A 17,366-nucleotide genomic window follows, 5' to 3' on the forward strand; every position below is an offset into this window, starting at 1 on the left:
CACGGCTCCACCCGGGTACCCGAGGCCCATGACAGCGACCCCTCCCGACCCAGACCCGGCCACGACCCCCGGTCTCGAACCGGGCGGCGGCGTGGCGCCGGGCGACACCCCTCCGGACTCCGGTTCGACCACGTCGGGCCTGACCCACCACGAGCCCCAGCCCTCCCGCGCCCGCAACATCATCGCCCTGGTCGTCGTGTTGGTCATGACGGTGATGGTGGTGGGGTTCATCGTCGGCCAGATCATGGGCTGGGCGAAGCTCTTCTAGGGCTTGAGCGGCGGGCTGGCCGGCACGCCCTCACCCCGGCCCAACCCGCCGAGCAGCTGGGCCAGCGCGTCCCGGGCGTTGTGCCGGGGCGTCCACCCCAGCTCGTCCCGAGCCCGGCTCACGTCCAACAGGGGCGCGGTCAGGGCCAGGTCCACCCACCCGTGCGAGGTCGGCTGCAACCGGGCCAGCCAACTGACCCGCGCCGCCGTGCGCAGGACCACAGGCGGAATAGGCACGTGCTTCGCCTTCATGACCTCCGCCAACACCTGAGGTGTCACCACAGGCTCAGACGCGAGGTTCACCGCCCCCGCCAACTTCTTCCGCAACACCAGCGCCAACGCGTCCGCCACGTCGTCGCTGTGCACGAACTGGAGCACGAAGTTCCTGGGCAACGGCAGGATCGGCACCCCGGCTCTGAAGAACGCACGCGGCACCAACGGCCCCAGGAAGTAACGCTTGATCTCGGTAGCCGCATCGGGCTGGAGGATCAACGCCGGCCGGACACGCGTGACCGTCAACGTCGGGTGCTCACGCTCAACCCGGTCCAACTGGTGTTCTACAGCCGCCTTGTGCCGACTGTAGTAGGACGACGAGACGCCATCGGTAGGCCAACTCTCGTCCTTCAGCCCAGTCTTGACCGCCGGCGAATAAGCACCAACCGACGACATGTGCACCAGGTGCGGCACACCGGCCTTCACCGCCGCCCGGAACACCCGGTCACTACCGGCGACGTTCGTCCGGAACATCTCCGGCTCGTCGTGACTGGGCTGGATCTTCCAGGCCAGGTGCACCACCGCGTCCGCCCCGCGCAGCACCTCGGCCATCGGCTCCTCGGCCCCGGGCTTGGACAGGTCCACCGGGGTCCAGTCGATGTCGTAGGGCGGCTCCGGGTCGGGCGGCCGGCGGGAGACGCCGTGCACGGTCGTGTCCGGTTCTTCGGCGAGCCTGCGCAGCAGGGCGGTGCCCACGTTGCCGGTGGCGCCCGTGACGACGATCCTCATGCCGGACCGGTTACCCACGCGGGGGCCGGGCGCAACCCACGGGAGGGCACGGGTGTTCGAAGCGGCGGGGTGGGGCCTGGTGGCCGGTTCGGCGTTGCTGGTCGGGGCACTGGTCGGCTACCTGGCGAGGGTGCCGCGCGGGGTCATCGCGACCGTGATGGGCTTCGGCAGCGGCGTGCTGATGTCGGCGGTGGCGTTCGACCTGATCGACGAGGCCCACAACCTGGGCGGCCTGCTCCCCACCGCGGGCGGCGCGGCATCCGGCGCGGCCGTCTACACCGCGGCGAACGCATACTTGGCAAGCCGAGGCGCCCGCCACCGCAAACGCTCGGGAAAGCAACCCAGCGAATCCGACCAAGCCGGTTCAGGCACGGCGATCGCCATCGGCGCGCTGTTGGACGGAATCCCCGAATCGGTAGTCATCGGCGCAAGCATGATCGGCGGCGGCGGAGTGAGCGCGGTGACAGTAGCGGCGGTCTTCATCAGCAACGTCCCAGAAGGCCTCTCCAGCGCAGCCGGCATGCGCCAGGCCCACCGCGGCAAAACGTACGTATTCGGCCTGTGGACAGCGATAGCATTGATCAGCGGCCTATCAGCCCTCCTGGGCAACGCACTGCTGTCCCAGGCCGACCCAGCCTGGCTGGCCGGCATCACGGCGTTCGCCGGCGGTGCAATCCTGTCCATGATCGCCGACACCATGATCCCGGAAGCCTTCGAAGACGCACACCTACTAGTAGGCCTGGCAACCGTAGCCGGCTTCCTAACCGCCTTCGCCCTCTCCCACACCTAGCCCCGCCAGCGGGCAGTCCGCCGAAGGGGACACAACCCAAGCCGGGCTTCTTGCTTGTGTCATCTCCGTATGGCCCGCCCGAAGGGCTACCACACTTTTGGCCGGGTGCAGCCGAAATTGTGTGAGGAACGAGCAAAATTTTAGCGGCACACGGCCAAAAGTGTGGTTGGCTCCGCCGGGTCATGCGGAGATGACACAAGCAAGAAGCCCCCGCCTTGGTAGTTGTGTCATCTTTGGCGGCTCGCCCGCCGGCGAGGCTCTTTTGATCTTTAAGAGCCACGCTGACGCTCTCAAGCCCCCGCTTCGCGGGTCCAAACGCAACGCGCTCCGCGCTCGCAAGCTCGAACGCGCTCCGCGCTCTTGAACGCGCTCCGCGCTCCTCAACGCGCTCCTGAACGCGCTCCGCGCTCTTGAACGCGCTCCACACTCAAACCCAAACCCGCCCCAGCACGAAATCCAGCGCTCATCCCCCAGCCGGAGCCGGAATCGGATTCTTCGCCAACGCCTCCGCCGCCGCATACAGGTTCGACGCCATAGCCTTCCCAGTAGACACCGACCACTCGTGCCCGTGATCGGTGTCCGCAAAAGACGGCCCCGGCCCGGGCCCCATGTTCCAATAGGTCCAAGCCTGCCCCGGCACCGTGTACCCGATGTCGAGCAACGCCCCCGACACCTCGCTGATCACGTGGTGCGCCCCGTCCTCGTTCCCGGTCACCACCACGCCCGCCACCCGGTTGTACGCCACCGGCCGGCCCTCGTCGTCCTTCTCCGAGATCATGGCGTCCATCCGCTCCAGCACGCGCTGCGCCACCGACGACGGCCGCCCGACCCAGGTCGGCGTCGCCACGACCAGGATCTCCGACCGCAGCAGCTCGTCGTGGATCGCGGGCCACTCGTCGCCGTCACCCAGATCGGTGACAACTCCGGGTGGCACGTTCCGGTCCACTACCCGGATCGGGTGAACGTCCACCCCGCGCTCCCGGAGGGCGTTCTCGACCACCGCCGACAGCAGCTCGGTGTTCGACCGCTCGGGCGACTTCTTCAACGTGCAGTGCAGCACGACCGCCCGCATCACGACCTCCCGAGCGCCGCACGGATCAGGTCGCGCGCCCGGTCCATCAGCGCCACGGGCGGGCCGAGCAGCATGTTCGCCGCGGGGGACTCGATGCCGGGGTGCGGCCGGGTGGGTGCGATCTTCTCCGCCGCCCGCACGGCCTTGGCCAGCGCCCGCAGCCGGTCGCCGTCGTACTCGGCGCGCAGGCGCGGGAACTCCTCCTGCTCCTCGTGGTTGGCGTGCGCGAGCACGTCGTCGCGCAGCTGGACGAGCAGGGTGTCGAAGCCCTCGGCGTCCGGTCCGATCCCGTCCAGCGTGGTCAGCAGCTCCTTGGCCCGCCGCTCCTCGGCAACGCGGGCGTCCACGACGGCGTCGCCGCCCTCGCCGCGCCGGGCGGCGGGGTGCACGATCTCCTCCTCCGCCGTCTCGTGCACCGCGAGCAGCCGGACCAGCCGGCGGAACGCGTCCTTGCGCTTGTCCCCGTGCGCGGTCTCGACCTCGTCGAACAGGGCGCGGATCTCGCCGTGCTGGCGGACGAGCAGTGCGATCACGTCTTCTTGGTCGTTCATGCACGGTGGGTTACCCGCGATGCCGCCGGCGAACCGGGGCCCCGAAGGACCCCGGCCACCTCACCAAACACGCGCCGCTCACCGGCGCACGGCCACCTCACCAACACAGGCCGCTCACCGACCCACGGCCACCTCACCAAACACAGGCCGTTCACCGACGCACGGTCAGCTCCCGCGCCGCGGCGTACTGCTCGCGCACCACCGGTGTCGGGTCGGCCTCGAACAGCTCCGCGGTCAGCTCCGACCACACCGGCGGCGAGTCCGCGCCGCTCACCGCCCAAGCCGCCTGCCGAGCCGCCCCGTCGGCCACGTACTCGCTCGTGGCGGGCAGCACCACCGGGCACCCGAACACCGCCGGCGCGATGGTCCGCACCGCCGCCGACTGGGCGCCGCCGCCGATCAGCAGCACCCGCTCGACCGGCGTCCCCAGCGCCCGCAGCGCGTCGATCGCGTCCGCCAGGCTGCACAGCAACCCCTCCACCGCCGCCCGCGCCAGGTGGGCCGGCGTGGCGGTGTCCAGGCGCAACCCGTGCACCGCGCCGGTCGAGTCGGGCTTGTTCGGCGTCCGCTCGCCCTCCAGGTACGGCACCAGCACGAGCCCGCCCGCCCCGGCCGGCACGCTCAACGCCAGCCGCGACAGCTCGTCCAGCGACACCCCGAGCAACGCCGCGGTGGCGTCCAGCACCCGCGACGCGTTCAGCGTGCACACCAGCGGCAGGAAGCCGCCCTCGGCGTCGGCGAACCCGTTCACCGTCCCGCTGCCGTCGGCCACCGGCGCGACGGCCCGCGCGAACGCCGTCCCGGACGTGCCGACCGACACCACCACGTCACCGGGCCGGGCCTGCACGCCCAGCGCGGCGGAGGCGTTGTCCCCCGCGCCGACGCCGAACCGGCCCGCGACCAGCTCCGCCGGACCCAGCACCGACGGCAGCACCGGCACCTTCCCGAGCGCCAGCTCCAGCAGGTCGGTCCGGTAGTCCTCTGTGGACGGTGACCAGTACCCGGTGCCGCTGACGTCGCTGCGGTCCGTCGTCAACGCGTCCAGAGGAGCACCAGCCGGAGCGGACCCGCCGGCCAACCGCCAGGTCAGCCAGTCGTGCGGCAGGCACACCGCGGCCGTCCGCGCCGCGTTGGCCGGCTCGTTGCGCGCCAACCACCGCAGCTTGGTCACGGTGAGCGAGGCGACGGGCACGTTGCCCACCGCCGACGCCCACTCCGCGCGCCCGCCCAGCTCCTCGACCAGGTCCGCCGCCGCGCCCGCCGACCGCGTGTCGTTCCACAGCAGCGCCGGCCGCACGACCTGCCCGGCCGAGTCCAGGCAGACCATCCCGTGCTGTTGCGCCGCGACGGACACCGCCGCCACGTCGTCGATCCCGCCGGCCGCCCGGAACGCCTCCTGCAGCGCGTCCCACCACGCCGCCGGGTCCACCTCCGTGCCGGCCGGGTGGGCCGCCCGGCCCTCCCGCACCAGCGCACCGGTCTCGGCGTCGCGCACGACCACCTTGCAGGACTGGGTGGACGAGTCGACGCCCGCGACGAGCGTCATCCGCGAGCGCCCAACAGGTGCTCCAACGCGAGCTGACCGAGGTGCACGAACCCGTAACCCCTCTCCACCGCCGGCGTGATGTCGTCGTCGCCCTTGATGAAGTCCACGATGGACTCGCCCTCGCCCAGCGTCGGCTCGGACAGCTCCAGGACCCCGCTGGCGCGCAGCGCCTCCTGCACCTCCGGGTCCGCCCGGAACGCCGCCGCCCGCTCGCGCAGCAGCTTGTAGGTGCGCATGTTGGCCGCCGCGCTGGCCCACACGCCGTCGATGTCCTCGGTGCGCAACGGCTTGTAGTCGAAGTGCCGCGGGCCTTCGTAGCCGCCGTGCTCCAGCAGGTCCACCAGGAAGAACGCGGACAGCAGGTCGCCGTGCCCGAACACGAAGTCCTGGTCGTAGCGCGGGCCCTTCTGGCCGTTGAGGTCGATGTGGAACAGCTTGCCCTGCCACAGCGCCTGCGCGATGCCGTGCACGAAGTTCAGGCCCGCCATCTGCTCGTGCCCGACCTCGGGGTTCACGCCGAACAGCGGCTCGTGCTCCAGCGTGGAGATGAACGCCAGCGCGTGCCCGATGGTGGGCAGCAGGATGTCGCCGCGCGGCTCGTTCGGCTTGGGCTCCAGGGCGAAGCGGAAGCCGTAGCCCTGGCTCTCCGAGTGCGCGGCGATGGTGTCCAGCGCCTCCCGGTACCGGTCAAGGGCGGCGCGGACGTCCTTGCCGGCGTCCACCTCCGAGCCCTCCCGGCCGCCCCACAGCACGATGGTCTGCGCGCCCAGTTCGGCCGCGAGCTCCAGGTTGCGCAGCACCTTGCGCAGCGCGAACCGCCGCACGGTGCGGTCGTTGCTGGTGAAGCCGCCGTCCTTGAACACCGGGTGGGTGAACAGGTCCGTGGTCACCATCGGCACGACCAGGCCGGTCTCGTCCAGGGCCGCGCGGAACGCGGCGACGCGCCGGTCGCGCTCCACCGCGTCCGCGCCGAACGGGATCAGGTCGTCGTCGTGGAACGTGACGCCCCACGCACCCAACTCCGCCAGCTTGCGCACGGTCACGGGCGCGTCCAGCGGGGGGCGGCTCGCGTGGCCGAACGGGTCGCGACCCTGCCACCCGACGGTCCACAGGCCGAAGCTGAACTTGTCCACGAGGGCACCTCCAATAAGTTTGATGCCTGAACTTATCGCACGATGCCGCTATCCTCCAGTGGTGTCCCGACCGCAACCCGCGAGCCAGCACACCGTGCGACGGCACAACTCCGCTCTGGTGCTGGACGCGATCACCACGCACCCCGGCTCGTCCCGCGCGGCCGTCGCGACCCGGACGGGCCTGACCAAGGCGACCGTGTCGAGCCTGGTGGACCGCATGATCGCGGCCGGCCTGGTGGTCGAGGGCGAGGCGCAGGCCCGCCCGGGCCCGGGTCGGCGGGGCACCGCGCTGCACCCCTCCCCCGACGGCCCGCACGGCCTGGGCGTGGAGATCGGCGTGGACTACGTGGCCACCTGCCTGGTCGACCTCACCGGCCAGGTCCGCCACCGGGCGCTGCGCCCGAGCGACAACCGCACGTCCTCCCCGGCCCGGGTGCTGACCAAGGCCGCCACGGCGATCAAGGGCGCGCTCAAGCGCAACGTGCCCATCGGCGGGGTGGGCGTGGCCGTGCCGGGCCTGGTGGAGACCGCGACCGGCATCCTCCGCGTGGCCCCCAACCTGGGCTGGGAGGAGGTGGACGTGCGCGGCGAGCTGCGCTCGCGGGTGGGCCTCGACGTGCCGGTCCAGGTCGGCAACGAGGCGAACCTGGCGGCGCTGGCCGAGCTGTGGCACGGCCACGGCGACCAGGACTTCGTGCACGTCTCGGGCGAGATCGGCATCGGCGCGGGCATCGTCGTGGCGGGCGCGCTGTTCGACGGGGTGCGCGGGTTCGGCGGCGAGATCGGCCACCTCCAGGTGGACCCGAACGGCCCGCCCTGCCCGTGCGGCGCGCGCGGCTGCCTGGAACGCCTGGCCGGCCAGGACGAGATCCTCAAGGCCGCGGGCTGCCCCACCTTCGACGACCTCCTCGCCGCCCTCGACGCCGGCGACCCGTCGGCCACCGGAGCGGTGTCCGAAGCGGCGCGCTGGCTGGCCACGGCCCTGACCGGCGCGGTGAACCTGCTGGACCTGCCCACAGTCGTCCTCGGCGGCACCTACGCCCGCCTGGCCCCCTGGCTCACCGAGACCCTGCGGACCACCCTGCGCGACCGCGTCCTGGGCGCGCGCTGGTCCCCCACCACCGTCCTGACCTCGACCCTCGGCCCGGAAGCGGCGGTCCGGGGCGCGGCGAGCACCGCCGTCCGCGCGATCCTCGCCGACCCCGACCCGTACATCACCGCCGCGCAAGCCTGAGCCGCCCTTCCGCCCCGCAGGCCCGCGCCGCGCGACCACCGCGCAAGCCCGCGCCGCGCGACCACCCCGCAAGCCCGCGCCGCGCGACCACCGCGCGCCGCCCGCCGAACCCGAACGCCACTCGGCCGAAACGCGAGCAGCTCTCGCGCACGGGCACACTGGAGGGTGTCCTGGACCGGTTCACCCGGTTGCGCGCGCCCGAAGCGGACTCGTCCAGGGTGTTGATCTGAAAGCCTGGACGGCGCCCCGTCGTCTCGGGGACCTTGGTCAGGGGGTGAACCGGTGCCGCGTGGAGAACGTCCGCTGGACGTGGGTGACAGCCCGCTGCTCAAGTTCGCGGCGGACCTGAGGTCGCTGCGGGACAAGGCGGGCGGGTACAGCTACCGCCAGCTCGGCGCCCGCGCCCACTACTCGGCCACCACGCTCTCCGACGCCGCGGGCGGCCGGAAGCTGCCCACGCTCGCCGTCACCCTCGCCTACGTGCGCGCCTGCGAGGGCGACGTCGCCGAGTGGGAGGACCGCTGGCACAAGGTCGCCGCCGAGGTGCTGCCCAGCCCGCAGCCGGCCGCCGACGAGGGCCACCCGCCCTACGCGGGCCTGGCCGCCTACGGCACCGAGGACGCCGAGTGGTTCTTCGGCCGCGACCACGTCCTGGAGGACCTGGAGAAGCGCATCGCCGCCCGCAGGTTCGTCGCGGTCTTCGGCGCCTCGGGCGCGGGCAAGTCCTCGCTGCTGCGCGCCGGCCTGGTGCCCAGGCGCACGGACCGGACCACCGTCACCACCCCGTCCGAGTGGAACTTCACCGCCACCCACCTCGACCGGGACCTGCTGATCGTCGACCAGTTCGAGGAGCTGTTCACGCTCTGCCCGGACCCCGACCAGCGGGCCGCGTTCATCGACGCCCTGCTCACCGCCGAGTGCCGCGTGGTCGTGGGCGTCCGCGCCGACTTCTACGGCCACTGCGCCCAGTACCCGGCGCTGGTCAAAGCCATCACCGACGGCCAGCTCCTGCTCGGCCCGATGGGGCCCGAGGAGCTGCGCCAGGTCATCATGCAGCCCGCCGTGAAGGCGAACTGCACGGTGGAGACCGCGCTGGTCTCCCGCCTGATCGCCGACGCCACCGGCCAGGCCGGCGTGCTGCCACTGCTGTCCCACGCCCTGCTGGAGACCTGGCGCCGCCGCCGGGGCACGACGCTCACCCTCGCCGGCTACGAGGCGGCGGGCGGCATCCAGCACGCCATCGCCCAGACGGCCGAACGCACGTTCACCTCGCTGGAGAAGCAGCAACGCGCCCTGGCCCGCCAGGTCTTCCTGCGGCTGACCGCCCTGGGCGACGGCACCGAGGACACCAAGCGCCGCCTGCCCCGCGCGGAGCTGGACCACGACGTGGACGTGGACGTCGTGCTGGACCGCCTGGCCCACGCCCGCCTGCTGACCCTCGACCGCGACACCGTGGAGATCTCCCACGAGGCCCTGATCCGCTCCTGGCCCCGGCTGCGCAACTGGCTGAGCACCGACCGGGACGGCCTGCGCACCATGCGCCAGCTCACCGAGGCGGCGGCCACCTGGGACTCCCTGGACCGCGACCCGGACGCGCTCTACCGGGGCTCCCGCCTGGACACCGCCCTGGAGTGGACCACTCGCGACGGCGTGCGCACCAGCACCACCGAGCGCGACTTCCTCAAGGCCAGCCAGGACGCCCGCAACGAGCAACGCCGCCGGGACCACCGCCAGACCCGCCGGCTGCGGCAGTTGGTGGCGCTGCTGCTGGTGCTGCTGCTGTTCGCGGGCAGCGCGGTGGTCCTGGCCATCCGCGCCCAGAAGCAGGCGGCCCAGGAGCGCAACCTGTCGGTGGCCCGGCTGGTGGCCAACGAGGCCCAGAGCAAGCGCGCCACCGACCGCCGCACGGCCAACCAGCTCATCATCGCGGCCTACCAGCTCAGCCACACCGACGACCTGCGCGACCAGGTGCTCACCTTCCACGCCTCGACCAGCGCCGACCTGGTCAGCCGGTCGGTCTTCCCGACCGGCCCGGCCACGGGCCCGGACGGCACGGCGCTGCCCAACGCCCGCGTCCCCGTCCCGGCCGACGACCACGTCTTCCGCCGCCTGGGCGGCTTCCTGACCCCGCGCAACACCGTGACCAGCCTGGTGGTCACCGACAGCCAACAGGCGTTCGCCACCACGGCGGAATCCCCGGACGCCCAGATCTGGGACGTCACCGACGCCCGGTCCCCGGTCCTGGCGCACACGTTCAAGCAGCCCCTGATCCACGCCGCGTTCTCCCCCGACGGCCAGACCCTGGTCACCGTCGAGAGCCCGGCCCTGGTGCGCCTGTGGGACGCCTCGAACCCCTACCAGCCGGTCCTGCGCGGCACCATCACCACCCACCCCAGGGCCGTCAACGCCATCGTGTTCTCCCCGGTCAAGGGCACCACCCTGGCCACCATCGACAACCAGAGCACGGTCCGCCTCTGGGACATCGCCAACCCCGCCGAACCCCGCCAGGTCGGCGAGCTGGACGACGGCCAGGACGTCACCACCGCCGCCCTCGACCGGGACTCGACCACCATCGCGGTCGCCGGCCGCTCGGGCACGGTCCGGCTGTGGGACCTGCGGGCCAACCCGTGGAACCCGACCCGGCTCGCCGACTTCGACGCCCACCAGGACCGCGTCACCGCCCTGGGCTTCCGCCGCGACGGCGCGGCCCTGGCCAGCGCCGGCAAGGACGGCACGGTCCGGATGTGGGACCTCGCCTCCCGGCAGCACCCCACCCAGCGGGGCCGGATCAGCGGCAACACCGACAGCATCTACGCGGTCGGCTTCGGCGACGCGCCGGACTGGGTGATCACGGCGAGCGCCGACGGCACCAGCCGCTCGTGGGAGTTCAACCTGGACCTGGCGATCGCCAACATGTGCGAGAACGTCGGCCAGCCGCTGACCCCGGACGAGTGGCGCCGCAACTTCAACGGCATCCCCTACAGCCCGCCCTGCTCCTAGCCGCACCTCACCCGGTCGCCTGACTGGCGGCCCCCACGCAGCGGTCCGATACTGACCTGGTGACCACTCCCCGTGACGAGGACCGCACCGACGCGATCCCCACCTCCCCGATCACCGGCGCGCCGCCCCCGGTCGGTCCGACGTCCGTGGACCGCCACCCGGAGAGCCGGCTCGACCCGGACACCAGGCGCACCCCGGAACCCGCGCCGGGCAAGCCGGTGAAGATCAAGTCCACCCGGATCAGCGGCACGTGGGTCGCCGTCCTGGCCTCGATCGTCGTCCTGATCTTCCTGCTGATCTTCATCCTGCAGAACGGGACCGACGCCACCATCCACTTCCTGGGCATCGCGACCACCCTGCCGCTGGGCGTGGCGCTGCTGTTCGCCGCCATCGGCGGCGCGGTGATGGTGGCCCTGGTCGGCGCAGCCAGAATCCTCCAGCTGCGCCGCCAGGCCAAACGAGGGCTCACGCGCTCCTGATCGCTAAACCGAACAGGACGCACCGTTGAGCGTGAAGCCGGTGGGTGTGACGTTGCTGCCCTGCCAGCTCGCCTGGAATCCGAACTCCACCGAACCACCCGCCGCGATGGTCGCGTTCCAGCCCTCGTTGGTCACCGTGGCGACAGCGCCGCTCTGCGACGCCTTGCCGTTCCAGGCGTGGGAGATCACCTGCCCGCCGGGGAAGGTGAACCGCAACGCCCAGCCCTGCACCGCGCCCACGCCCCGGTTCGTGATCTTGACCGAGGACGTGAACCCACCAGCCCACTGGCTGGAGACCTTGTACTCGACGTGACACCCGACCGGCACACCGGTCGTGGTGGTCGTCGTCGTGGTGGTCGTCGTCGTAGTAGTCGTAGTGGTGGTCGTCGTCGTGGGCGGCGCTCCGACCGGGTCGGCGTAGAGGATGCCGCGCCCGTTCGTCCCCAGGTAGACCCGCCCGTACACCCGCGGGTCACCGGTGATCGCCTCGCCCATGTTCCCGTACTGGTGCCGGTCGTCGTTGATCCGGATCCAGTTGGCACCTTCGTCGTCGGACCGGTAGACGCCGGTGGCGCCACCGAGGCTCAGCACCGCGTACAACGCCGGGTACGTGCGACCGGGCGCGGCCTTGCCGAACCCGATGTTGACCGCCGAGGCGACCCCGCTCACCCTGGTCACGGTCGCGCCGCCGTCGACCGACCGGAACAACCCGCCTTCGCCGGCCAGCCACAGCTCGCCCTCCCGGCCCGGCACGGCGTGCAGCTTCGCCGCCGCCACCGCCGCCCCGGCCGTGAACGACACCCCACCGTCCACACTGGAGTGGACCCGACCGCCGGCCAACGCGTAGAACCGCCGCGGGTTCACCCGGTCCGACTCCACGACCGCGCCGGTCGGCACCCCCGCGGACGGCGTCCACGAGGTCCCGAACCCGACCGCGTGGTGCACCGCGGCCCCACCCGGGCTCCACACGAACCGCGAGCCGTCCGCGGCCGCCGCGACGGTCCCGCCGCCGGTGACGCCGCCCGGTTCGGAGCCGGCGAACCAGTTCGCGCCGCCGTCCGTGGAGAACGCCACGTGCGCGGCACCGTCCACGTTGCCCGACCGCACCATCACCGCCGGCGAGGTCTCCGCGTAGTCCAACGACGTCGTCGAGGTGAAGTTGGGCTGCAGGAACATCATGTCCGGCACCTTGGTCAGGTCCGCGTGCCGGAACCCGCCGATGTCACCCAGCCCGCTCACCAGCGGCGCGCCGCTGGGCGGGCTGACCAGGTCCAGCACGGCGGTCTCCTCCAGACCGGCCACCACCGGCTTGATGGTGATCCGGCCGCCGGTGTCCCACGTGGTCAGGTCCGTGGTGCCGTAGATCGTCGCCCCGGTGCCGTAGAGCATCCGGTCGGAGTCGAACGGGTCGATCTCCATGGACTCGACCATCCACCCCAGCTTGGGCGTGACCTCGGGCGGCTGCGGGTTGGCGCCCCACGTCAGCCACGGCGCGGCCGAGACGTCCATCTCGTAGCGGAAGCTGCGGTTCGGGTAGGACGTGAAGTCCCACGCCCGGGTCCACGTCGCGCCGCCGTCGGTGGACCGGAACAGGATCACGTCCGGCCACCACGAGATCTGCGTGGCGACCATGAGCACGTTCGGGTTCTGCCGGTCCACGGTCAGGCCGGAGTACCCGTAGTAGGCGTCGGGGCTGTCCGAGGGCACCGGGCTGATGCGGGTCCACGTCTCGCCGACCGTGTCGAACTTCCACACGTCGCCCTTGCCGCCGTCGTACGGTCCGCCGGTGTCGCTGGTGGCGATGACCAGGTTCGACCCGGCGAGGACGCCCTTGTGCGCGATGAACCCGGTCGGCTGACCGGGCAGCCGGCTCCACGTGGCCCCGCCGTCCAGGCTGCGGTAGACGGTGTTCTGCTTGTCCGCCACGCCCACGTAGATCGTCCGGCCGGCCCCGCCGGTCGAGGACCGCGGGTCGAACGTCACCCACACGACGCCCTGGATGTCGTCGAGGTACCCGTTCGGGTCGGCGGGGTCGGCGACGTAGTCGCCCGGGTTGGGGAAGGAGGCCACCTGCGCCCAGGTCGCCCCGCCGTCGGTGCTGCGCCACAACCCCTTGCCGCTGGGCGCGCCGAAGTACAGCACCCGCCCGTCGTGGGGATCGACCGCGAGCCGCTCCCCCATGCCGCGGCCGGGCATGTTGCCCCCGACCTTGAACGGCAGCTCGGCGACCTGCCACGTGGCCCCGCGGTCACCCGACCGCAGGATCGCCCCGTTGCCCGGGTCCCAGCTGTTCGTGTACATGCCGACGGCGGCGTAGACCTTGTTCGCGTCCCGGGGGTCGGGGGCGATCGACGCGACCCCGTTCCACCCCCACCGGTCCCAGCCGACCCAGTCCAACAACGGGATCCAGCGCCCGGACGCCTTGTCCCACCGGTACGCGCCGCCGATGTCGGTGCGGGCGTAGACGAGGTCCTTCTCCGCCGGGGAGAACACGATGCCGGGCACGAACCCGCCGCCGGCGATCTCGACGTTCTTCCAGTCGTACCGCTGCTCCGGCGCGGCGGTGGCGGGCCTGGTCTGGGTGGACACCAGCACCAGCCCGACCGCCGCGCACACCGCGGCGGCCACGGCCACCAGCCGCTTCACCACGAGTCGGGGTGCCATCTCCTCAAGCGCTCCTTTGCGCGGGGATCAGCCGAAGCGGACCACGATGGCGGTCAGGTCCACAGGGGTCGGTGCGGGAGCCGGACGTTCTGGGAGCGCTCCCAGAACCACACAGCCGAACGGTAACGCCCCCGTCGCTCAACGTCAACAGCCTCGCGGTGACCCCGCTTCGGCCCGACCGCGACCGAACCCGACCCCGGACGTGCTCGACCCGCGCGAAGGCGCGCTCAACCCGACCCGCGCGCGCTTCAACCCGACCCGCGCGCGCTCAACCCGACCCGCGCGCTCAACCCGACCCGCGCGTGCGCGGCCCGCGCGAAGGCGCAGGTCGGGTCAGGCGCTGCCGCGCTTCACCATCGCCGTGGGCAGCAGCAGGAACGGCGGCAGGTTCTCCTCGCCCGCCAGTTCCGCCATCAGCCGCCACGTCATGGTCCGCCCCAACTGCTCGACGTCCTGCCGGATCGTGGTCAACGGCGGGACCGCGGTGGAGGCGATCATCAGGTCGTCGAACCCGACGACCGCGACGTCCTCGGGCACCCGCTTCCCGTGCGCGTGCAGGGTCTGCAGAGCGCCCAACGCCATGATGTCGGCCGCGACGAACACCGCGTCGATGTCCGGCGAACGCGACAGCAGCTCCTCCATCGCCGCCGCGCCGCTCTCCGGGGTGAAGTCCCCGTAGGCGACCAGGTCGACCGGCAGCCGGGCCTGCGACATCCCGCGCTTCCACCCGGACAGCCGGTCCATGCCCACCGCCATGTCCCGCGGCCCGGCGATGGTCGCCACCCGCCGCCGGCCCAGCGACGCCAGGTACCGCGCCGCCTCCATGGCCCCGTTGAAGTTGTCCGAGTCCACATAGGGCACGCCGCCGGCGCCCAGCGGCCTGCCGCCCACGACGGTCGGCAGGCCCGCGTCGGCGAGCGTCCTGGGCAGCGGGTCCTGGCCGTGCAGGCTGATCACCAGCACGCCGTCGACGTGGCCGCCGCACAGGTAGTTCACCAGGTCCTGCTCGTCGCCCTCCTTGCTCATCATGAGGACGAGCTGGACCCGCTTGCCCGCCAGTTCGGCGTGCACGCCGCGCAGCACGCCGGCGAAGAACGGGTCCGCGAGCACCCGGCTGCCCTGTTCCGACACGACCAGCGCGATGCAGTTCGCGCGGCTGCCGGCCAGGGTGCGGGCGGCCTGGTTGGGGCTGTAGCCGAGGCGCGTGATGGCCTGGTGCACGGCCTCACGCGCCTTCGAGCTGACGTACGGTTCGCCGTTGATCACCCGTGACACGGTGGACTTGGACACCCCGGCGGCCCGGGCCACCTCTTCGAGCCGGGTGTTGGGTCGGCGCGCCTTGGGCGGGTCAACGGCATCGGTCACGAGGCGGCCGTCGCTGCGAGCGCGTTGCCCCGGGCAACCTTCGAGTACCACATGGCGCTCATCTTAGGTGTCCGGACCTGCGTCTCGTAGTCGACATGCACGATCCCGAACCGCTTGGCGTAACCCTCCGCCCATTCGAAGTTGTCCATCAGCGACCAGGCGAAGTAGCCGCGCAGGTCCACGCCCTCCTGGATGGCCTCCCACGCCGCCCGCAGGTGCCCGTCGATGTAGTTGAGCCGGTCGACGTCCTCGATCGAGCCGTCGTCGCCGATGGCGTCCGGGTAGGCCGCGCCGTTCTCGGTCACGTACAGCGGGATGTCGGTGTACTCCCGCGCGACCCGGACCAGCACCTTCTTCAGCCCGTCCGGCTCGACCTCCCAGTCCATGTCGGTGCGCGGCAGGCCCCGGCTGGGGAAGGACACGTGCTCCGCGCCCACCCACGGCGACCCGGTGGCCCGCCTGCCCTCGGCGACCGGGGCGGCCGGCGCCGGGGTGCCGCTGACGAAGTGCTCGGCGTAGTAGTTCACGCCCAACTGGTCCAACGGCGTGGAGATGATCTCCAGGTCGTTGGCCCGGATGTGCTTGGTGAACCCGTAGGGGGTCAGGTCCTGCACGATGTCCTCCGGGTACTCGCCCTTGAACAGCGGGTCCAGGAAGATCCGGTTCTGCAGCCCGTCCAGCCGCCGGGCCGCGTCCAGGTCTGCCGGGTCGTCGGGGTCGGCCGGGATGATCGGGTACATGTTGAGCGTGATGCCGACCTTGACGTCCGTCGCCTGCGCGCGAATCGCTTCGACGGCAAGCCCGTGCCCGAGCAGCAGGTGGTGGACCGCCGCGACGGCGGCCTCCGGCTCCTGCCGGCCGGGCGCGTGGATGCCCGCCGCGTAGCTCAGGAACGAGGAGCACCACGGCTCGTTGAGCGTGGTCCAGTTGACCACCCGGTCACCCAGCGCGCCGACGACCGACTCGGCGTACTCGGCGAAGCGGTACGCGGTGTCCCGGTTGGCCCAGCCGCCCTTGTCCTCCAGGGTCTGCGGCAGGTCCCAGTGGTAGAGGGTCAGCCAGGGCGTGATGCCCTTCTCCAGCAGCGCGTCCACCAGCCGGGAGTAGAAGTCCAGGCCGGCCTGGTTGACCGGGCCGGCGTCGGGCCGCACCCGCGGCCACGCGGTGGAGAACCGGTAGGCGTGCAGGCCCAGGTCGGCCATCAACTGGACGTCGGACTCGACGCGGTAGTAGTGGTCGGCCGCGGGCTCACCGGTGTCGCCGCCGACCACGGCCCCCGGCACCTCGCAGAACGTGTCCCAGATGGACTTGGTGCGACCGTCCACGGTGGTCGCGCCCTCGACCTGGAACGCCGCGGTCGCGGCGCCCCAGACGAAGCCCTCGGGAAAGGAAATGGACTCCACAGCTACCCCTTCACAGCACCCTGCATGATCCCGGCGACGATCTGCCGCCCGAGTACGAGGAACACGAGCAAGATCGGGACCGTGGCCAGCGTGGTCCCGGCGAGCACGAGCGAGTTGTCGACGTAGTAGCCGCTCTGGAGCTTCTCCAGGGCCACCTGCATGGTCGGGTTCTCCGCGTTGAGCGCGACCAGCGGCCAGAGGAAGTCGTTCCAGGACATCATGAACGTGAAGACGCCGAGCATGGCGGCGGCCGGGCGCACGGCCGGCAGGCACACGTGCCAGAACGTCCGCAGCAGGCTGCACCCGTCCATGCGCGCGGCCTCGATCAGCTCGTCGGGGACGGCGTCCACGATGTACTGGCGCATCCAGAACACGCCGAACGCGGTGATCAGGTTCGGGATGATGACCGCGCCGAGCGTGCCGGACCAGCCGAACTCGGCCATCGCCATGTAGAGCGGGATGATCCCGAGCTGGGTCGGCACCGCCAGCGTGGCGACGACGAACACCAGCAGCGGGCCGCGCCCCTTGAACCGCAGCTTGGCGAAGGCGAACCCGGCCAGCGTCGACAGCAGCACGACCGACAGCGTCACCGTGCCGGAGACGATGACGCTGTTGCCCAGCGCCTTCCAGAACGGGATGGTGTCGAACACGCGTGCCGCGTTGGTGAAGAACTTGCCGCCGGGCAGCAGGGGTGTGTCGGCGGCGTCGTCGTTGCTGGCGACGACGAACGACCAGTAGAACGGGAAGGCCGACCCGAGGATGAAGGCGATGAGCAGCCCGTAGACGCCGAACCCGGGCCGCTTGGCCAGCGGGGACGGGGCCTTGCGGGCGCGCGTCGCGGTGCTTTGCTTCTGGAGCAT

General features: G+C 71.8%; 14 protein-coding genes. 5 read left to right on the forward strand and 9 right to left on the reverse strand.

Features of this window, described 5'->3' with window-relative positions; translation table 11 throughout:
- The first annotated feature begins 28 nt into the window (after positions 1-28).
- Entirely contained in the window at positions 29-268 is a 240-nt protein-coding gene (locus AB0A74_RS11475) for a DUF6480 family protein (protein WP_358248733.1), read from the forward strand.
- Here AB0A74_RS11475 and AB0A74_RS11480 read toward each other — a convergent pair.
- Positions 265-1,269 (reverse strand): NAD-dependent epimerase/dehydratase family protein, encoded by a 1,005-nt coding sequence (locus tag AB0A74_RS11480; protein WP_358248734.1) that lies wholly within the window; start codon positions 1,267-1,269, stop codon positions 265-267. The two genes, AB0A74_RS11475 and AB0A74_RS11480, sit on opposite strands and share 4 nt — an antisense overlap.
- Here AB0A74_RS11480 and AB0A74_RS11485 point away from each other — a divergent pair.
- On the forward strand, positions 1,268-2,059 hold the full coding sequence (locus tag AB0A74_RS11485; RefSeq protein WP_358248792.1) for a ZIP family zinc transporter: 792 nt from the start codon (positions 1,268-1,270) through the stop codon (positions 2,057-2,059). The two genes, AB0A74_RS11480 and AB0A74_RS11485, sit on opposite strands and share 2 nt — an antisense overlap.
- Positions 2,060-2,522: 463 nt before the next feature.
- On the opposite strand, the gene AB0A74_RS11490 is transcribed toward AB0A74_RS11485, so the two are convergent.
- The 4 genes from AB0A74_RS11490 to xylA form a co-directional block, all read right to left on the reverse strand.
- Positions 2,523-3,131: an NAD(P)H-dependent oxidoreductase gene (locus AB0A74_RS11490; protein WP_358248735.1), complete on the reverse strand. Its 609-nt coding sequence runs from the start codon at positions 3,129-3,131 to the stop codon at positions 2,523-2,525.
- Complete coding sequence (locus AB0A74_RS11495; protein WP_358248736.1) at positions 3,131-3,682, reverse strand: hemerythrin domain-containing protein; 552 nt, start codon at positions 3,680-3,682, stop codon at positions 3,131-3,133. The genes AB0A74_RS11490 and AB0A74_RS11495 overlap by 1 nt, the downstream gene beginning before the upstream one ends.
- A gap of 151 nt (positions 3,683-3,833) precedes the next feature.
- Positions 3,834-5,228 (reverse strand): FGGY family carbohydrate kinase, encoded by a 1,395-nt coding sequence (locus AB0A74_RS11500; RefSeq protein WP_358248737.1) that lies wholly within the window; start codon positions 5,226-5,228, stop codon positions 3,834-3,836.
- On the reverse strand, positions 5,225-6,361 hold the full coding sequence (xylA, locus tag AB0A74_RS11505; protein WP_358248738.1) for a xylose isomerase: 1,137 nt from the start codon (positions 6,359-6,361) through the stop codon (positions 5,225-5,227). Before xylA ends, AB0A74_RS11500 begins: the two co-directional genes overlap by 4 nt.
- A gap of 61 nt (positions 6,362-6,422) precedes the next feature.
- Here xylA and AB0A74_RS11510 point away from each other — a divergent pair, with 61 nt between their 5' ends.
- The 3 genes from AB0A74_RS11510 to AB0A74_RS11520 all read left to right on the forward strand — a co-directional run bounded on the left by AB0A74_RS11510 (position 6,423) and on the right by AB0A74_RS11520 (position 11,074).
- Positions 6,423-7,595: an ROK family transcriptional regulator gene (locus AB0A74_RS11510; protein WP_358248739.1), complete on the forward strand. Its 1,173-nt coding sequence runs from the start codon at positions 6,423-6,425 to the stop codon at positions 7,593-7,595.
- A gap of 282 nt (positions 7,596-7,877) precedes the next feature.
- Positions 7,878-10,595, forward strand: coding sequence for a helix-turn-helix domain-containing protein (locus tag AB0A74_RS11515; RefSeq protein ID WP_358248740.1), 2,718 nt, complete (start codon positions 7,878-7,880; stop codon positions 10,593-10,595).
- A 59-nt stretch (positions 10,596-10,654) separates the two neighbouring features.
- Positions 10,655-11,074 (forward strand): lipopolysaccharide assembly protein LapA domain-containing protein, encoded by a 420-nt coding sequence (locus AB0A74_RS11520; protein WP_358248741.1) that lies wholly within the window; start codon positions 10,655-10,657, stop codon positions 11,072-11,074.
- A gap of 3 nt (positions 11,075-11,077) precedes the next feature.
- Here the strand turns inward: AB0A74_RS11520 and AB0A74_RS11525 are convergent, their stop codons facing one another.
- The 4 genes from AB0A74_RS11525 to AB0A74_RS11540 form a co-directional block, all read right to left on the reverse strand.
- Positions 11,078-13,738, reverse strand: a complete 2,661-nt coding sequence (locus AB0A74_RS11525; protein ID WP_358248742.1) for a cellulose binding domain-containing protein — start codon at positions 13,736-13,738, stop codon at positions 11,078-11,080.
- A 333-nt stretch (positions 13,739-14,071) separates the two neighbouring features.
- Positions 14,072-15,103, reverse strand: coding sequence for a LacI family DNA-binding transcriptional regulator (locus AB0A74_RS11530; protein WP_358248743.1), 1,032 nt, complete (start codon positions 15,101-15,103; stop codon positions 14,072-14,074).
- Positions 15,100-16,497: a GH1 family beta-glucosidase gene (locus AB0A74_RS11535; protein WP_358248793.1), complete on the reverse strand. Its 1,398-nt coding sequence runs from the start codon at positions 16,495-16,497 to the stop codon at positions 15,100-15,102. Before AB0A74_RS11535 ends, AB0A74_RS11530 begins: the two co-directional genes overlap by 4 nt.
- Positions 16,498-16,508: 11 nt before the next feature.
- Complete coding sequence (locus tag AB0A74_RS11540; protein WP_358248744.1) at positions 16,509-17,366, reverse strand: carbohydrate ABC transporter permease; 858 nt, start codon at positions 17,364-17,366, stop codon at positions 16,509-16,511.

Origin of the sequence: Saccharothrix sp. NPDC042600, assembly GCF_040647305.1 — a bacterium.
Taxonomy (GTDB): Bacteria; Actinomycetota; Actinomycetes; order Mycobacteriales; family Pseudonocardiaceae; genus Actinosynnema; species Actinosynnema mutabilis.

Bases quoted from the DNA above. Each gene is read 5' to 3' on its own strand.
- AB0A74_RS11475 (WP_358248733.1), top strand. From the start codon at position 29: ATGACAGCGACCCCTCCCGACCCAGACCCGGCCACGACCCCCGGTCTC.
- AB0A74_RS11485 (WP_358248792.1), top strand. From the start codon at position 1,268: ATGCCGGACCGGTTACCCACGCGGGGGCCGGGCGCAACCCACGGGAGG.
- AB0A74_RS11480 (WP_358248734.1), bottom strand. From the start codon at position 1,269: ATGAGGATCGTCGTCACGGGCGCCACCGGCAACGTGGGCACCGCCCTG.
- AB0A74_RS11490 (WP_358248735.1), bottom strand. From the start codon at position 3,131: ATGCGGGCGGTCGTGCTGCACTGCACGTTGAAGAAGTCGCCCGAGCGG.
- AB0A74_RS11495 (WP_358248736.1), bottom strand. From the start codon at position 3,682: ATGAACGACCAAGAAGACGTGATCGCACTGCTCGTCCGCCAGCACGGC.
- AB0A74_RS11500 (WP_358248737.1), bottom strand. From the start codon at position 5,228: ATGACGCTCGTCGCGGGCGTCGACTCGTCCACCCAGTCCTGCAAGGTG.
- AB0A74_RS11525 (WP_358248742.1), bottom strand. From the start codon at position 13,738: ATGGCACCCCGACTCGTGGTGAAGCGGCTGGTGGCCGTGGCCGCCGCG.
- AB0A74_RS11540 (WP_358248744.1), bottom strand. From the start codon at position 17,366: ATGCTCCAGAAGCAAAGCACCGCGACGCGCGCCCGCAAGGCCCCGTCC.